At 72.1% G+C, this 15,404-nt stretch carries 9 protein-coding genes; 5 read left to right on the top strand and 4 right to left on the bottom strand.

The features are described from left to right. Positions 1-39: 39 nt before the first annotated feature. A complete protein-coding gene (locus IPH07_29530; protein ID MBK6921577.1) occupies positions 40-942 on the top strand; it encodes a hypothetical protein in 903 nt (300 codons plus the stop codon). A 61-nt stretch (positions 943-1,003) separates the two neighbouring features. Here the strand turns inward: IPH07_29530 and IPH07_29525 are convergent, their stop codons facing one another. The 3 genes from IPH07_29525 to IPH07_29515 form a co-directional block, all read right to left on the bottom strand. Continuing rightward, positions 1,004-2,290 (bottom strand): hypothetical protein, encoded by a 1,287-nt coding sequence (locus IPH07_29525; GenBank protein ID MBK6921576.1) that lies wholly within the window; start codon positions 2,288-2,290, stop codon positions 1,004-1,006. A gap of 224 nt (positions 2,291-2,514) precedes the next feature. Next, a complete protein-coding gene (locus IPH07_29520; protein ID MBK6921575.1) occupies positions 2,515-2,970 on the bottom strand; it encodes a hypothetical protein in 456 nt (151 codons plus the stop codon). After that, complete coding sequence (locus tag IPH07_29515; protein ID MBK6921574.1) at positions 2,967-4,088, bottom strand: radical SAM protein; 1,122 nt, start codon at positions 4,086-4,088, stop codon at positions 2,967-2,969. The genes IPH07_29520 and IPH07_29515 overlap by 4 nt, the downstream gene beginning before the upstream one ends. A gap of 49 nt (positions 4,089-4,137) precedes the next feature. Here IPH07_29515 and IPH07_29510 point away from each other — a divergent pair, with 49 nt between their 5' ends. Together IPH07_29510 and IPH07_29505 are read left to right on the top strand one after the other, a co-directional pair. Continuing rightward, the gene (locus IPH07_29510; GenBank protein ID MBK6921573.1) at positions 4,138-8,022 is read left to right on the top strand and encodes a tetratricopeptide repeat protein; all 3,885 of its coding nucleotides are present in this window, start codon (positions 4,138-4,140) and stop codon (positions 8,020-8,022) included. Between the two features lie 160 nt (positions 8,023-8,182). Next, positions 8,183-9,670 (top strand): hypothetical protein, encoded by a 1,488-nt coding sequence (locus IPH07_29505; GenBank protein MBK6921572.1) that lies wholly within the window; start codon positions 8,183-8,185, stop codon positions 9,668-9,670. 99 nt (positions 9,671-9,769) lie between these two features. On the opposite strand, the gene IPH07_29500 is transcribed toward IPH07_29505, so the two are convergent. Next, positions 9,770-12,316, bottom strand: a complete 2,547-nt coding sequence (locus IPH07_29500) for a serine/threonine protein kinase (GenBank protein MBK6921571.1) — start codon at positions 12,314-12,316, stop codon at positions 9,770-9,772. A gap of 74 nt (positions 12,317-12,390) precedes the next feature. Here IPH07_29500 and IPH07_29495 point away from each other — a divergent pair, with 74 nt between their 5' ends. Both IPH07_29495 and IPH07_29490 read left to right on the top strand, forming a co-directional pair. Then, complete coding sequence (locus IPH07_29495; GenBank protein MBK6921570.1) at positions 12,391-12,978, top strand: sigma-70 family RNA polymerase sigma factor; 588 nt, start codon at positions 12,391-12,393, stop codon at positions 12,976-12,978. 206 nt (positions 12,979-13,184) lie between these two features. Next, the gene (locus tag IPH07_29490) at positions 13,185-15,404 is read left to right on the top strand and encodes a hypothetical protein (GenBank protein MBK6921569.1); all 2,220 of its coding nucleotides are present in this window, start codon (positions 13,185-13,187) and stop codon (positions 15,402-15,404) included.

Below are 15,404 nucleotides of genomic sequence, written 5' to 3'. Positions count from 1 at the left end.
GCTGGCGCCGCGGCCGGCGTTGCCGTCGCTGTGGGATCGATGGTGGGGCGTGGCGGGGCCGCGTTGTGGCTGGTGCTCGCGTCCTCGGCGTGCGGCCGCAGCGACGTGCGGGCGGCGGGGGCCGAGGGCAGCGCGGGGGCGTCGGGCATCGACGGCGACGACGACGACGACGACGACGACGAACCCTACATGCCCGCGCCGCAGCAGTGCCGCGAGGTCGACTTCCTCTTCGTGATCGACAACTCGATCTCGATGCTGCCCTACCAGGAGAATCTCGCGGCCAACTACGCGGGCTTCATCGACGGCATCCAGGAGGCCATCGACACCATCGAGACCGTCCACATCGGGGTCGTCGCGACGGAGCCGTATCCGGCCAATCCCACCGGCTGCGATGGGCTCGGTGCGTTGGTGACGCGCACCGGTGGCCTGGGCTCGAGCGATCGCAGCTGCGGTCCCTATCGCGAGGGCGGCAACTACATGACGCCCCGCGACGATCTCGAGTCGAAGTTCCCCTGCGCCGCGCAGGTCGGGGTCGGTGGCTCCGACCACGACGCCCCGCTGGGGGCGGCGCTGTCGGCCATCTCGTCACCGTTGGTCGATCCGGGCGCCTGCAACGAGGGCTTCATCGGTGACGGTGCGCTGCTGGTGCTGGTGATCCTCAGCGAGTCGTATCCGAGCGCCACCGAGCTACCCGGGGACATCGACCCGTACTTCGCCGGTGTCGCGATTGCCGAGACCATGGGCGGCTTCGACGACGTGGTGGTGGTGCTGCTCGCGAGCACCGAGGCGACCCCGTGTCTCAGCCCGCTGTCGCCCGCGCTCGGGGACTTCGCGCGCCTATTCGATCACTACTACGAAGGGGCGATCTGCGAGAGCGACTATCGGCGGGTCTTCGATCCTGCGATCGATGTGGTGAAGGCCGCCTGCCCCACGGGTTACTGACGGCCAGGGCCCGCGTCGAGGGAGGCACGGCGCGCGTGCCTCACCCCGTCGCCGGCGTGCGTCACAGGCCGAGCATGCGCAGCAGCGGCCCGATGATCGGCAACGACTTCAGCACCGCCATGAAGCCGCTCGAAGGCGTCGGCACTGCGATGGCAGCGGACGGCGACGGCGAGCCGAACGACGGGCTCACCGACGCGGCGGCCGCGGTGGCTGCGGTCTCTGGCGGGTTGTACTCCCAGTCGTTGATCGCATCCTGCAGATCACCGAGCGTGCTGCGATAGCCATCGATCAGCGAGCGCAGCTGCGTGCGCTTGAGCTCGTCACGGGTCGAACCGAAGGCCTGCTCGACCCGCTGCGCCCGCGGCTGCAGGCGAGCGATCGCGTGACCGAGCGCCGCGCGGGCCTGCTCGCTCTGCTGCGGCGTCATGAACTTCTCGGCGGCCAGGTCCTTGATGGGCGAGATGACGAGGTCGGTGGTGCCCTGCTGGGCCTCCTCTTGATCGGCGATCGCACTCCAGGCGTGGATCTCCATCGCGTCGGCGGGGCGATCGAGCGCCATGATGCCCGGTCGATCGTCGCCCGCGCCGTAGCTGAGGATCCTGATCGCTTCGTCGTAGGCGCGCTGCGTCAGCGCGCGCATGCGGGCATCGCCGCGCTTCTGCGATCCGAGGTCCCACACGCGGATCATCTCGCGTACGCCGCGGGCACGTACGCGCACGTCGGCGTGGTTGAAGAACTCGTCGGCGTTGTCGAGGTCGAGCGTCTTGCTCATGCCGCCGCCGCGGCCCTCGCGGTTCGCCGCGTCTTCGAGGATCGCTGCGGTCGATGCCTCCACCATCGCCTGATGGTTCGGCGACCACTTCTGGTACAGCTGCCCGAACTGGATCATGATCGGGTCGGTCGGGCTGATGCTGCCCATCTTCTGGCCCCACGCGGCCTGGCCACGCTGCCACTGCGCCATGCTGAGGCCCTCGCCCGCGACCAAGCCCTCCACGGCGGCGCCGGTCTGGATCTGCGCGCTGATCTTCGCGAACGTCTCGAGCGTGACCCCCTCCAACGCGTCGCCGGCGACGTTGGGCTGGTTCGCCATCAGCTGCCGCTGTTGCAGCTGCGCCTGATAGCCGTGGAACTTCGCGGCGAGCTGCGGGTCCGCCTGCATCACCTGATACCAGTCGTTCCACACGCCGGCCCACGCGTTCTCCGTGAGCCCCTTGGAGCGCAGGAACTGTTGGAAGGGGCCGCGGTGGCCCGGCTCGCCGTGCTCCGTCTTGAGCGCGCTCAGCCGGGTCATGATCTCCGCGCAGTCGGCCAGGGAGTATCCGTTTCGCTTCGTTTCGAGAGGGTCCATCGTCCGTGCTTTCGTTGGTCTCCGCGGCGGCTCGCAAGCGAGGTCCGCTTCGTCGGGGACGGCACTGAGCAAGAAGCGAGTCTCATCGCCCCCGCAGTGATTCCAGGTACTTCGGGTCGCGGGGGCGCTGCCCAGGTTGGGCAACCATGGGTCCATCGAGGGCAAACGGATCGCCGCTGCGATCGCGCCCTGGCGGGTGCGATCGCCGGCGGTGCGTGGCGCGATCAGTGGGCTTGCAGGTCGGTGAGCGCGCGCTCGACCTCGTCGCGCGTGAGCGACGTGCACGACTCACCCGGCGCGTGACGGTGGACGAGCGCGAGGGCCTGCGGCGCCGCCGGTGCTGCGGCGGGCGCCTCGGCAGCTGCGGGGGCCGCCGGCGCGGCGGCGGCGGGCTCGGCCAGGGCCGCGGAACCCATCGCGCCGAGCTCGTGCTTGGCCTCGGCCTTGGGCGGTGGCGCCGGCGGTTCGTACGGCGCGATCGCACCGCCGAGCTCGACGGGGATGTCGGTGGGCTTCTCGATGCGGATGGTCGGCTTCGATTCCGGCTTCGATTCCGGCTTCGATTCCGGCGAGGTCTTGCCCTCGACGGTCGGCTTCGCCGGCGGGGCTTCGGTGCTCGTGCAAGCCGTGGGCAGCGCGGACACGACGATGGCGTGGACGATCTTGGCGTGGAATCTCATGGCGCGGGGCCTCGCTCGACGATGTGGATGCTCTCGAACTCCGCTTCGATGACCGCAGCGACCCTCCGCGCGACGCGGGCGAGCGCTTCATCATGCCGCAGCTGCACGCGCCCGACCACCGCGACGTCGCCGGTCTCCTCGCGGCGGGCACAGCTGCACGCCCGCACGTCCGCGCCCGGCGGGGGCACGCGCGGCGCCAGGCCATCGTCGAGGTGGCCGATCGCGCCCTCGCCGGTGTCCTCGCCGACCGCCCGCGTGCAGCCGTACAGGCGCCCGGACGGTGCAACCGCCAGGCGCCGCGAGCCGGCACCGCAGTGGGCGGGCAGCAGCTCCCCGCGATCGGCCAGCATGTGCAACGAAGACTCGAGCGGCTGGATGCGACACCACCGGCCCCGGCGCAGCCACGCCAGGAACACCGCGGCGACCCGCTCGAGCTGCTGCTCGAAGCTGGCGAGCGAGCCGTCGTCCCACGGCCCACCCCAGTTCATGTTGAGCGTGATGGCCTCGACGCCGCGGTCGAGCAGGTCGATCACACCCTCGGCGAGCCCGGCGACCGTGCGGGGATCGACGACCGAGATCACGTCGAACGGCCAGCGCTCGCGCTGCGCGAGCAGGGCCGTCAGCCCGCGCATGCAGGCCGCGTGGCTGGGCCCGCCGCCGCTGCGGGGGCGCAGCGCGTCGTGCTGCGCACCCGTGCCGTCGATGCTGATCGCGACGTGCACCCCCAGCTCGCCCAGCGCCGAGACGATCGCGTCGTCGAGCAGCGTACCGTTGGTCGTGACCTGCAGCGTGAGCGCCACGCCGCAGGCCTGCGCGCGTGCGCGGGCGGTGCTCGCCAGCTCGACGAGCAGCTCCCGCTCGAGCAGCGGCTCGCCACCGAAGAACGACACTTGCAGCGCGGTGCCGGCGGCCCTCGCGAGATCGATCGCCTGCTCGATCGCGCGATGGCCCAGCGCCTCGGACATGCGGACCCGCTTCTTCTCGCCGGTGTAACAGTAGCTGCACGCGAGGTTGCACGCGTGCGTCAGCACCAAGCCCACGTCGAGCGGGCCAGCGAGTGCGAGGGGTGCCGGCGGGGCTTCGCTGCCCCGGCGCGAGATCTGGGTCAGGCCGCGCACGCACGTCAGTATGCCGCGCCTGCCATCGCCAGCGCTATCATGCGTGGCCATGTCGACCGAGCCCCTGCCGACCATTGCCCAACGCATCGCCGACGACATCGAGGCGTTCGACTTCGATGCTGCGTTCGCCAAGCTCGCCGATCCGCAGGGCGGCGGCGCGCTCGGACCGGTGCTCTCGGGCCTGCTGCGGGCGCGCGTACAGGTCGGGCTCGAGCAGCGACGCGACGCCTACGACACGCTGCAGCAGGTGCGAGGGCTGCGGGAGCTCGGCGTCCCCGAGCGACTCGAGGCCCAGCTCGCGACCGCCCGCGTGCTGCGGCTCGGTTGGTGGTCGACCGACGTCGCGCTCGACATGGCACTGGCAGCCGCCGAGCAGGCCACGCGTACCGGACGGCGCACGCTCGCGGTCGAGGCCCACCTCGAGGCCGCGCAGCTGTTCGCGCGCAAGCGCTGTCGCGATCTGTCGCAACGACAGATCGACGCTGCGCAGCAGCTGCAGGTCGACGCCGCGCTGGTCCACGCCACCCGCGGCGAGCTGGCGATCTCCTTCGATCAGCGTCCGGCCGCCAAGGAGGCCTTCGAGGCCGCGCTCGCGCTCGCCGAGGGCGACGGCGAGGTCGCGGCCCGGCAGGGCGCGGCGCGGCTGGGGCGACTCGGTCTCGCGCGGTTGTTCACGGTGCTCGGTGAATTCGATGCGGCACGCGAGCAGCTGCTCGCGCTCGGCGACCGTCCGCCCGGTGATCTCGCGGCGCACCGCGTGACCTGGCGGCTGCACGCCGCGCAGGCCGACTGGGCCCGCTCGGCGCAGGTGCTCGCGCGCATGCTCGCGGCCTCGCCCGCATCGGACCCGGCGCGCTCGCTCATGCTCGAGCACGCATCGGCGCTCTACCGGGCGGGTGATCTCGACGGCGCGCAGGCGGCGTGGACCAAGATCGCCGCCAGCGGTGGCGGCGACTGGGCCGCGCGCACGGCCGCCGGCCTGCTCGACAAGCTCCAGGCGGGCAACACCCGGCGCACGCGCCTGCAGGCGTTCCCCTCGGTGACGCAGCTGCGCGATCACTGCGGCCCCGCATCGGTCGAGCTGTGCATGCGCTTCTTCGGCACCACCGCCGAGCAGGTCGCGGTCGCCCGCGAGATCAAACACCCCGACGGTGGCACGCCGGTGCACAAGATGCGTCGCTACATGGACGCGGCCGGCTTCCACACCCGTCGCGTCGAGGCCGATCTCCCGCGCCTGCAGGCGATCCTCGACGCCGGCATCCCGGTGATCATCGAGGAGGACTACTCGACCACGCGGCACGTGGCGGTCGCGATCGGGTACGACGACCGCCGCGGGATCCTCGAGGTGCAGGACCCGATGACCCACGAGGTCCGCGAGACGCCCTACGAAGAGCTGGGCAAGCTGCGCGAGTTCTCCAACCACGGCGCGCTGGTGGCGGTGCCGGCGACCCGCACCGATCTCATCGAGGCGCTCGATCGTGCTGGCGCGCTCGAGTGCGCGTACATCAGCACGACCGACCGCGCGTGGGCGGCCCACGACGACGGGCTCGACGCCGACGCCGATCGCCTGGTCGACGAGGCCATCGCGCTGCACGAGCCCTACGAGCTGGCGTGGGTGCTGCGCTTCGTCCGTGCGCGCGACCGCTACGATCGCGAACGCAGCCAGGCCCACGAGAACGCGCTGGCCGAGGTGCTCGGCGCGATCCTGCGGCTGTGGCCCGACGACGAGTGGCCGCAGCAATTCCTCGGCCGCGTGCGCGACGTGCAGGGCCGCACCGGCGAGGCGCTGGCGGCGTTCGAGCGCGCCCGCGATCGCGATCCCGACGATCCCAGCAACTGGTGTGCGATCGGCGACTGCAAGCTCGCGCTGGGCGATCGTGCTGGCGCGCGCGAGGCCTTCGAGCAGGCGCTGCGCCGCGATCCCGCCCACACCCGCTCCAACGAGAACCTCGCCGACATGGCCTTCGACGCCGGCGACAACTCGCTCGCCGCGGTGCTCAACGACTGTGCGCGCGAGCTGGCACCCCGCAACGCGTTCAACTGGCACGTGTACGCGCGCATCCTCGCGCGGCGCGACGCGCTCGACGATGCGATCGCAAGCTACGCCCGCGCGATCGAGCTACGCCCCGAGTCGACCGGCTTCGCGGTCGAGCACGCCCGGCTGCTGGCCCGGCGCGGACGCGTCGACGAGGCCATCGCCAACCTCGAGACCCTGCGCGAGCAACGGCCCGACGACACCTTCGTGCTGATGAGCCTGGCCGACCTCGCGTTCGTGCACGGTCGCCACGACACCAGCCTCGCGGCCTGTGCCCGCTTCGCCGAGGTCGACCCCAAGTCTGCGACGCCGCTGGCGATCGGTGGCGCGGCCAAGTGCGCCAAGGGTGAGCTGGAGGCCGGGCTCGCGGATCTGCGCGCCGCGCTGTCACGGCGACCGACCTACGCGTGGGCGCACCGCGAGATCGGTCGCGCCTTGCTCGACGCACGGCGCTTCGACGAGGCCATCGCCGCGTGCGCGGCGGGGCTCGGCTTCGCGACCGGCTCCGGCGAGTCGATGTTCCGCCTCGGCGACGCGCTCGTGTGCGCCGGCCACGGCCCCGATGGCGCCGGTTACCTGCGCCGGGCCGCGCGCTCGGGCGCGCTCGAGCAGGCGCAGCTCGATCGCGTGGCGGCGGCGCTGCACGAGGTCGAGGGCATCAACCCCGCCCACGAGTTCTTCAACACCTTGGGTCACGAGCAGCCGCGCGAGGTCGCGGTCGCGCGCGCGCACGTGGGCTTGCTGCTCGAGCGCATCTGGGCGCCGGGGGCCGCCAACGCGGTGCTGTCGCGGCTCTCGGAGCTGGCGCCGCGCGACGCGTGGGTGGTGGCCGACGGCGCCAATGCGTTGATGGGTGCATCGCTGGCCGACGAGCGCCGCGGTGAGGTGCTGTTCGCCGAGGCGATCGCCGCCGCGCCCGACCGTGTGGCGCCGCGGCGATGGTTCGCGCGTCGCCTCAACGCGCGCGGTCGCTTCGCCGAGGCGCTCGCGGTGCTCGAGCCCTGCGCTGCGACGCCCGAGACCATGGCCGATCGCGTGCACGCGTTGCTCGGCCTGCGACGCGACGACGAGGCCGTGGCGGCCATCGACACCTGGTGCGAGGGCCTGCCGCCCGAGCTCCGCGCGCCACGACGCCGCCCGCTCGACTACCGCATCGCCCACGTGAACGGCCGCTGGGAGCAAGCACTCGCGCTGGCGACCGCGTTGGCGAGCGACGCCGGCGAGCTCGACGACGACGGTCGGCTGGGGCGCTGGGAGGAGTCGCGCTTCGAGTGTCTGGTCGAGCTCGATCGTCTCGACGAGGCGGAACGCTTCGGGCTCGCGCAGGCCGGCACGGCCGAGGAACTCGGCGTGCTCGCCTACACCGCGCTCGCGGCCGGCAAGCGCGAGCTCGCGGCACGGCTGGCCGAGCGCTGTCACGGCAAAGACCCCAACGATGCCTATGGCCTCACCGTGCTCGCGCGGCTGGCCGACTGCGCCGGCGACCTCGAGCGTGCGACCGCGCTGTGGCAGCGCATGAAGGGCGTGAGTCGCTGGCACATCCACAACGAGAACCTCGGGCGCCTGGCGCTCGCCGGTGGCGATCGGGTGGCCGCGCGCGAGCTCGTCGCGGTAGCGGTCGCCGGCGGTCACACCTGCCCCGAGGCGCTGCACCTGCGTGCGCAGCTGCGGGTGCAAGATGGCGATCGCGAGGGTGCGCTCGCCGACATCGAGCGCGCCCGGGCGTGCGTCCAGCTCGAGCGCCGCGATGCCGTGCCGGAGCTCGACGGCCTGCTCGCCGCGCTGCGCGGCGACCTCGACGCGGCGCGACGCTGCTACGTGGTCTGGCTCGACCGCGGACGCCCGAGCGACAGCGATCGTGCGATCCAACGGGCCGTTGCGGCCGCGTTGGGCCTCTGATCCTCGATTGCTGCCGCAATTGCGTAGCACCCCGGTGTGACCCTCCCGCGGGGGAACCTGGGGTGCCACGCTGCCAACGTGGGACGGGCAGGCGGACTTCGGACGGAGTGTGTCGGACCCAATGCGCGCGCAATCACGAATCACCGGTACGATCTCGACCATGAACCTCGCCGCCGTGCTGCTGGCCACGGCCTGTGCCGCCGACGACGGCGGACGTGCGGCCGACGACCCCGTCGGTAGCTGGGAAGACGACGACCGCGGTGCCGGTGCGAGCCTGGGCTCGTTCCAGTTCACCTACTACTGGGTCGCATCACAGAGCAGCTACAACGGCTCGAACAACACCAACTTCTACGACACGCAGTGCCACAAGATCGCGACGGTGCCGAGCGCGTTCTGGAGCGCGATCAAGCTCGAGGGCACCGGCAAGCTCAACGACGGTCGCATCGTCAACTACGCCGGCGCCTGCAACTGCGCGCGCTCGCCCTGCTTCAAGGTGCTCGGCGACGACAAGCCGTGGGGTGAGGGCGTGCAAGGCCGCGCGCTCGAGCCGTTCCGCTCGATCGCGGTCGACAAGAACAAGATCCCCTACGGCAGCTGGATGTACATCCCGGAGCTCGACGGCCAGACCATGCCGGGCGAGGCGCCGTGGGGTGGTTGGGTGCACGACGGCTGCGTGATCGCGGCGGATACCGGCTCGGCGATCGTCGGCAAGCACATCGATTTCTTCGTCGGCCCCAAGGCCAGCTACACCTCCCTCATCAACGAGCTCGGCCTCGAGTCCGTCACGGTGAAGCAGGGCGGGACCGCGTGCACGGGACAGCCGCCGGCGCAGCCGGGCGAGGGTGACGACGGCGGCGGCGACGGTGGCGAGCCAGCGCCTGGCGACGGACCACAGGTGTGCTTCCCGGGCGCCGACGGCTCGGGCAACACGTGTCTGCCGCTGGCGGCCCCGAGCAACCCCAGCGGCTACGACTACCCGTCGCCGCTGTCGAGCAACTATCGCGAGCCCGTCGCGTACCTCGATCTGGACGTGGTCGATCTCGCCACCAAGGTCGCGCCCAACTTCACGCTCGGCGAGTTCGTCTCGCGGGCCAAGGGTCGCTACGCGGTGCTGCAGCCCCACGCGGTGCGCCGCATGCAGGACCTTCGCAACCAGCTCGGCGGCATCAAGGTCAACTCGGGCTATCGATCACCGGCCTACAACCAGTCCGTCGGGGGTGCGAACAGCTCGCGACACATGTTCGGCGATGGCTTCGACTGGACCGGCACCAACGTCAGCCTCACCAAGGCCGAGAACGCCTGCGGTGCGAACGATGGCTTTCTGGTCGAGTACACCACCCACGTGCACTGCGACTGGCGCGGCACCGACGTCGATGCGCTGTTCTTCGGCTCGCTCGCCACCAACGGTGCGCCCGAGCTGCCGCTCGCCGGGTTCCAGGCCGCGATCGAACGCGACGGACTGGTCTTCACGGCGCCGGCGACCGGCTTCGACGAGGGCGAGCCGCTGCGGCGCTGGACTGCGCTGGACGCCGACGGTGGCGTGCTCGCGAGCGCGCAGGGCGAGAGCTTCGTGGCGCCCGAAGGCGCCGCGCACGTCGAGGTGAGCGTCGGGGCCGTCGTCGAGCTCTCGGTCGCGCTCGAGCCGTGAACACCGCCTTGCGCAAGCGGTGCGACGTCGAGGCTTGCTCGGCGTCGCATCGCGGGCGTGCGCGCGTCAGCCCGAGGTGTGCCCGCCGCTCGTGAGCTCCTAGCGGATAGCCTCGTAGATCGCCGACGGTCGCGGTTCGTGAGCGCTCGATGCTGCGAGCCAATCCCTCGCGCTGGCCGCGTCGTACGACTGCTCGTGCCCGAAGTGATCGACGGCGCGACGCGCCAGCGCGAGCGCCTCGCTGCGTCGGCCCTGACGGTAGGCGAGCATCGAGTGCATGTGCTCGAGCATCGCCGCCCGGTCTGGGCGCCGCGCGTCGTCGCCGAGCGCGGCCTCGAGGTCGGCCAGGGCCTGGGCGGCGGCGTCGATGTGCTCCGATCGCAGCTCGGACTTCACGAGGTTCGCGCGCGCGGCCAGCATCAGCGGGTGGCGGGGAGCGAGCGTCGGGGTGAAGCGCTCGAGCACGAGGCGATACTGCTCGGCCGCAGTGCGTTCGTCGCCGAGGCCACTCGAGGCGACCGCGACGCTGATGCGGGCAATCGCGGCGCCTTGCTCGGCGGCACCGCTGGTGGCCTCGAAGTCGGCCACGGCGCCCCACGCGTGACGCAGGCCGAGCTCGAAGCGGCCCGACTCGATGGCTTGTTGCCCCACACGCAGGCGCGCCTCGGCGATGCGCGGTGGATGGGCACCACGCGCGATGCGACGCTGCAGCACTTCTTCGAGCGCCGGCAGCCCTTGCTCGCGGCGCCCCGTGACGACCATCGCCATCGCGAGGTCGGAGATCGCTGCGTCGATCGTGCCGCGATCGAGGTGGTGCAGGTCGGCCAGCGCAATCACGCGACCGGCGTAGCGTTCGCAGGCCTCGAACGCGCGCGTCGAACCGCTCACGAGCGCGAGGTTCGTCAGCGGCCCGATCAGGCGCGGATCTGCGGGGCCCCAGCGACGCTCGTGCGCGGCGAGTAGACCCTCGAGACGCGCGGTGGCGCCGGCATCATCGCCGCTGGCGAGCTCTGCCAGGGCGAGCGCCTCGCTGAAGCGCCCGCGTTGGCGCGGGTGGAGCGACGGGCAGCTGCTGGCGCTGCTGTCGACGGCGCCGAGCACCGCGAGCGCCTCGCGGGCGTGCCCCTGCAGCCGCAGCAGCTCGCCGGCGCGGGCGCTCGCAGCGAGCACGAGATCGCAGGGGGAGCCGGCGCGGGCCGTGGCGGCCCGCGCGAAGCCGAGCTGCAGCTCCGCCTCCGTGCGATCGCGGTGGCCCAGCGCAGCCGCGAGCGCGAGCGCGAGGTGAGCCGAGGCCTTCGTGTGGGGATCGTCGAGGCGCTCGCTGGCTTGCACGACCTCGTGCAACAGCGCCTCGGATATGCGCTCGAGGCCCGCGGTATTTGCCGCGATCGCGCGGCGCAGCTCGACGCGGAGCAGCGTGACGTCGTCGTGCCGCTGCTTCGCGACCGTCGCGAGGCGCTCGAGCACGACCGCCGCGCCTGCAACGTCGTAGGCGTCGAGCCGGGCGTCGACCTCGGCGAGCGCGGCTGCGATGTCGGGGGCATCGTCGGCTGCGACCGGGGACGCGACCACGGGCTCGCGCGGTGAGGTCGCGCGCGGCGTGGCGTGGCTGCCCCACCATGCGATCCCCAACGCCGACAGCGACAGCGCGAGCGCACCGATGACAGCGACGCGGGGGCGCGCCGCAGCGGGGCGCAGCGCGACCGTCCACTCGCTCATCCGCGCGAGGCGATCACCGACTCGGGGCTGCAAGCTGCGCACGAGCGCGTGACGGACGCGACCCGGGATCCGCGGTCGCCTCGGGATGATCGGCTGCCCATCCCCATCGAAGCTGGGGGTCGCGCCATACAGCGCTTCGAAGAGCGTCACCGCGAAGCTGTAGATGTCCGAGCGCTCGTCGGTCGCGACCCCGTTGCGTTGCTCCGGGGCCATGTATCTCGGGGTGCCGGAGGCCCAGCGCGCATCGATGCTGTCGTCGCTGCGCGCGGACGCGGGCCGCGAAGCGATGTCGGCCGCGTCGTCGGCGGTGGTGTCGACGCGGATGCGCGCGATGCCGAAGTCGGCGACCTTGGCGACGCCGTCGTCGCCGAGCAGGATGTTCGAGGGCTTGATGTCGCGGTGCAGGATGCCCAGGGCATGCGCGGCCGCGATGCCGCTGGCGGCATCGTGGAAGACCGCCAGCGTGCTCGCGACCGCACGCGGCCTCGACAGCCACGTGGCCAGGGTCGTGCCGACGACCAGCTCCATCACGATGAAGGCCGAGCTCGCGTCTTCGCGACGCCCGACGTCGAAGATGCGCACGATGTTGCGGTGCTCGAGCTGCGCGAGCACCTGCGCCTCGTGACGGAACCGATCGTCGAGGGCGGCGGTGCCGGCCAGCGGTAGCTTGATCGCGACCGTGCGCGACAGCAATGGATCATCGGCGGCGTAGACGTGCGCGAAACCTCCCATGCCGAGGCACCGACGCAGCTGATAGCGCCCGATCCGCGCGGGCATCCCCACGCCATGGGCGCTGCGCAGACGTGCCATCGCCGCTGCGATCACGGGATCGTCGAGTCCCGGTCGCGCGGCCGCCATGCGAGCGCCCAGCGCTGCCTCGGCGCCGGTCGTCGGCGACGCGTCGGGCGAGGCAGCGTCGGTCGGCACGCTGGCGATCGTACACGACACGGCGTGCCGGTCCGGCGTTGGGCAGAGGGTCGACATGCTAGTGTTGCGTGGGCATGGCGCAAGCGAGCGACGACGCCGAGCTGCTGGTGCGATGGCGCGCGGGAGACTCGACCGCCGCCGACGAGCTGTTCGCGCGCCACATGGCCGCGGTCGCGCGGGTGTTTCGCTTCAAGGCGGACGAGGCGCTCGACGACCTGATCCAAGACACCTTTCTCGTCTGCCTCGAGCGCCGCGACGTCGTGGTCGCCGGCGCGGGATTGCGACCGTTCCTGTTGGGTGTCGCGTACAACCTCCTGCGTCGTCACTTCGAGCGGCGCATGGGCCCCCGTGGTCGCGTCGACCCGATGACGACGTCGCTGGGCCAGCTCGACGGCCACTCACCCGCGAGTGTGCTCTCGCTCGCGCGCGCGCAGGCCGACGTGATCGAGGCGCTGCGCGAGCTGCCGCTCGAGCAACAGGTCGCGCTCGAGCTGTTCTACTGGGAGGACCTGAGCGCACCGGAGATCGCCGGCATCCTGGGCATCCCCGAGGGCACGGTGCGCAGTCGTCTTCGCATCGCCCGCGACCGCCTGCGCGAGGCGCTCGGCGCCCGAGGTGTGGCCCCGGACGCGGTCGAGGCCTGCGCCCGCGCACTGCGCTAGAGCTCGGTCGCGCGCGCCCGTGGTCGATCCGCATCGCGGGATAGGTCCGGCGAGGGTGGGCGATCGATCAGGGTCGGCCGCGATTCTCTCGGCGTCGGTGCGGGCAGGGCTCTGGGCGCTCGGCGCTGATCGATCGTGGGGTGTCGTCGGACGTAGGCCGCGGCGGTGGCAACTGCGCCAGCCGCAACCCTGGAGAGGACGAGGTCATGACGACGAGAGAACCCCCACCCCAGTGCCTCGGGCGAGCGACTGGCCTGGCGGCACGCGCGATGGCGATGCTGCTTTCGATCACCACTGCGGCCGTGGCGATCCCCGGCTGCAGCGAGCGAGCCCACACCGCGCAGATCGAAGACGACGACGACGACGTCGTCGAGACCGACGACGCCGGTGAGGCCCCCGAGCGCGATGGCGCGACACCGTCGCGGCACCCGGCCGTGCCCGCGTACGACGTGGTCGCGGGCGCTCCCAGCACGCCACCGCTGCCGGACCCGAGCCTGTTCGGGCTCGATCCCGACCCCGCGCACTGGCCCATGCCCGAGCGCACGTCGACGGTTGCAGCCACCGGCACGGCCGCCCTCGATCCACGCGTGGATCACCTCGAGCTCGAGCTCGAGATGCGACCGTCCGTCGAGGCCGATCGCTACGTCGACTTCACGCTGACGCTGGCGGCCGCAGGAGCGGACGGCGAGGCCAACGGCGAGCTGCCGTGGGTGCAGTTCGACAGCGCCGAGCCGGGCGTGCCGGCAGGCACGGCGAGCGGCGCGCTGCTGCAGGCGATGCTCGAGGACGCGAGCGCGAGGCCCAGTTGTGCGGATGCGCTGGCGGCCACGCCCGATGTCGATGGCGCCGCCGAGCCGTTGCCCGAGCCGTTGCCCGAGCCGTTGCTCGATCTGGCCGCTGCGCCCGACGTCCAGGCCGGTGGTCCCGGACCGCAGGCCGCGTGGGCAGGCGGTCAAGCGTGGTGGGCGCGGCGGTTGTGTCCGACCCAGCTCGACAACTACATGCTCGCGAACGTGGTCGCGTTGTTCTCGCTCTCGCTGCTGCAGACCTCGCTGGCCGAAGGGGCCCTCGTCTGCGAGGAGATCCAGGTCCCCGCCGAGTCACAGGCGTGCACGGCCGCCGCCATCCGTGCGGAGGACCTGGTGGCGTTCGAAGCATGGCCCGCGCTGCAGGCGGCCGCCCAGCTCGCAACGCTCTCGGTGGTGTTGGTCGATCACCTGCGCAACCTCGCTGCGGCCGCGCGCCTGGGCGCCCCTGCAGGTCCGCCGCTGTGGCCGCTGTTCGCACCCGCGACGGCGCTCACCATGATCACGGTGGGCCACGCCGCGATCGGCCGCGCGGGCGCGGCTCGAATCGCCGTGCTCGCCGCTGCGGGTGCGGTGTACGGGATTCCGCAGCTCGTGCCGCAGTACGAGACCGCGCTCACGCTCGTGCTCCCGCGCGTGGACAATCACCGCGAGCAGCTCCACTTCCTCATCCAGTGTCTCGAGCGCATCGCACGTTGGATCGCGATCGCGGGCGTGATTGGCTTCGTCGCGCTGCTCATCGCCGCACTCGCCGACGAGGACGACGCGCACACCGAGGTGCTGGCCGCCGGCGCTCGCGGCCCTGCAGCCGCCGGTCCCCGCCTCGGCATCGCACCCGACGTGCAGGCCGACGGACCCATCACCCTCGATGGCTCGTTCACGCTGCTCGTGGGGCCGCTGCTGCCGCGCGCCAACCAGTTCGCCGCCGCGGAGCCGTTGGTGTTCGACATCCCCAGCATGCCGTCGTACCTCGGCGCGCAGACGCTGGTGGACGCCGAGGGCCGCACCCAGCGGCGTATCGGGTTCGGCTATGCGGATCCGCAGATGACCCTCACCGAGGACCTCTGGGGTCTCGACGAGCTGACCGCGCTGCCGGTGCGGCTCGCCGTCGCCGGCACGCCGATCGTGCTCGAGCCGGGCTACATCGCCGATGGTGGCGATGCGGAGATCTTGGTCGAGGGCGGCGCGCTGCGCATGCGCGGCACGTGGTTCGATCTCGCCGCGCAGGAGATCGACGCCGATGGTGAGCCGATCGACCTGCCGTGGGTCTGCGTCGGCGTGAACGACACGTGCCCGCTGGTGCTGCCCACCACCGGCTCGCCGGCCCAGCTCGCGGCACACCAGAGCGTCACCCGGCACTGGCGCGTGACCGCGACCTCGAGCATCGTCGATCTCGAGAGCGGCGAGCACATCGAGCGCGCCGCTGGCTACGTCGTGACGATGAGCGCACCGCTCGAGCGGCCGGCGGATCCTTGCTACGACAGCTTCGACGAGGTGGCGTGGAAGTGGCTCCGCAATCCGATGCTGCCGGGCTGCGGCCCGGTGATGCCGGGCGGAGGCGGTGGCGGCCCCGGAGGCGGTGGCGGCCCCGGAGGCGGTGGCGGCCCGGCGTTGCCGTGA

It is taken from the genome of Deltaproteobacteria bacterium (assembly GCA_016709225.1).
GTDB lineage: Bacteria > Myxococcota_A > Polyangia > Nannocystales > Nannocystaceae > Xiheibacterium > Xiheibacterium phototrophicum.
This window is presented reverse-complemented; position numbering and strand designations above follow the sequence as displayed.

Bases quoted from the DNA above. Each gene is read 5' to 3' on its own strand.
- IPH07_29505 (MBK6921572.1), top strand. From the start codon at position 8,183: ATGAACCTCGCCGCCGTGCTGCTGGCCACGGCCTGTGCCGCCGACGAC.
- IPH07_29525 (MBK6921576.1), bottom strand. From the start codon at position 2,290: ATGGACCCTCTCGAAACGAAGCGAAACGGATACTCCCTGGCCGACTGC.
- IPH07_29530 (MBK6921577.1), top strand. From the start codon at position 40: ATGGTGGGGCGTGGCGGGGCCGCGTTGTGGCTGGTGCTCGCGTCCTCG.
- IPH07_29490 (MBK6921569.1), top strand. From the start codon at position 13,185: ATGACGACGAGAGAACCCCCACCCCAGTGCCTCGGGCGAGCGACTGGC.
- IPH07_29520 (MBK6921575.1), bottom strand. From the start codon at position 2,970: ATGAGATTCCACGCCAAGATCGTCCACGCCATCGTCGTGTCCGCGCTG.
- IPH07_29495 (MBK6921570.1), top strand. From the start codon at position 12,391: ATGGCGCAAGCGAGCGACGACGCCGAGCTGCTGGTGCGATGGCGCGCG.
- IPH07_29510 (MBK6921573.1), top strand. From the start codon at position 4,138: ATGTCGACCGAGCCCCTGCCGACCATTGCCCAACGCATCGCCGACGAC.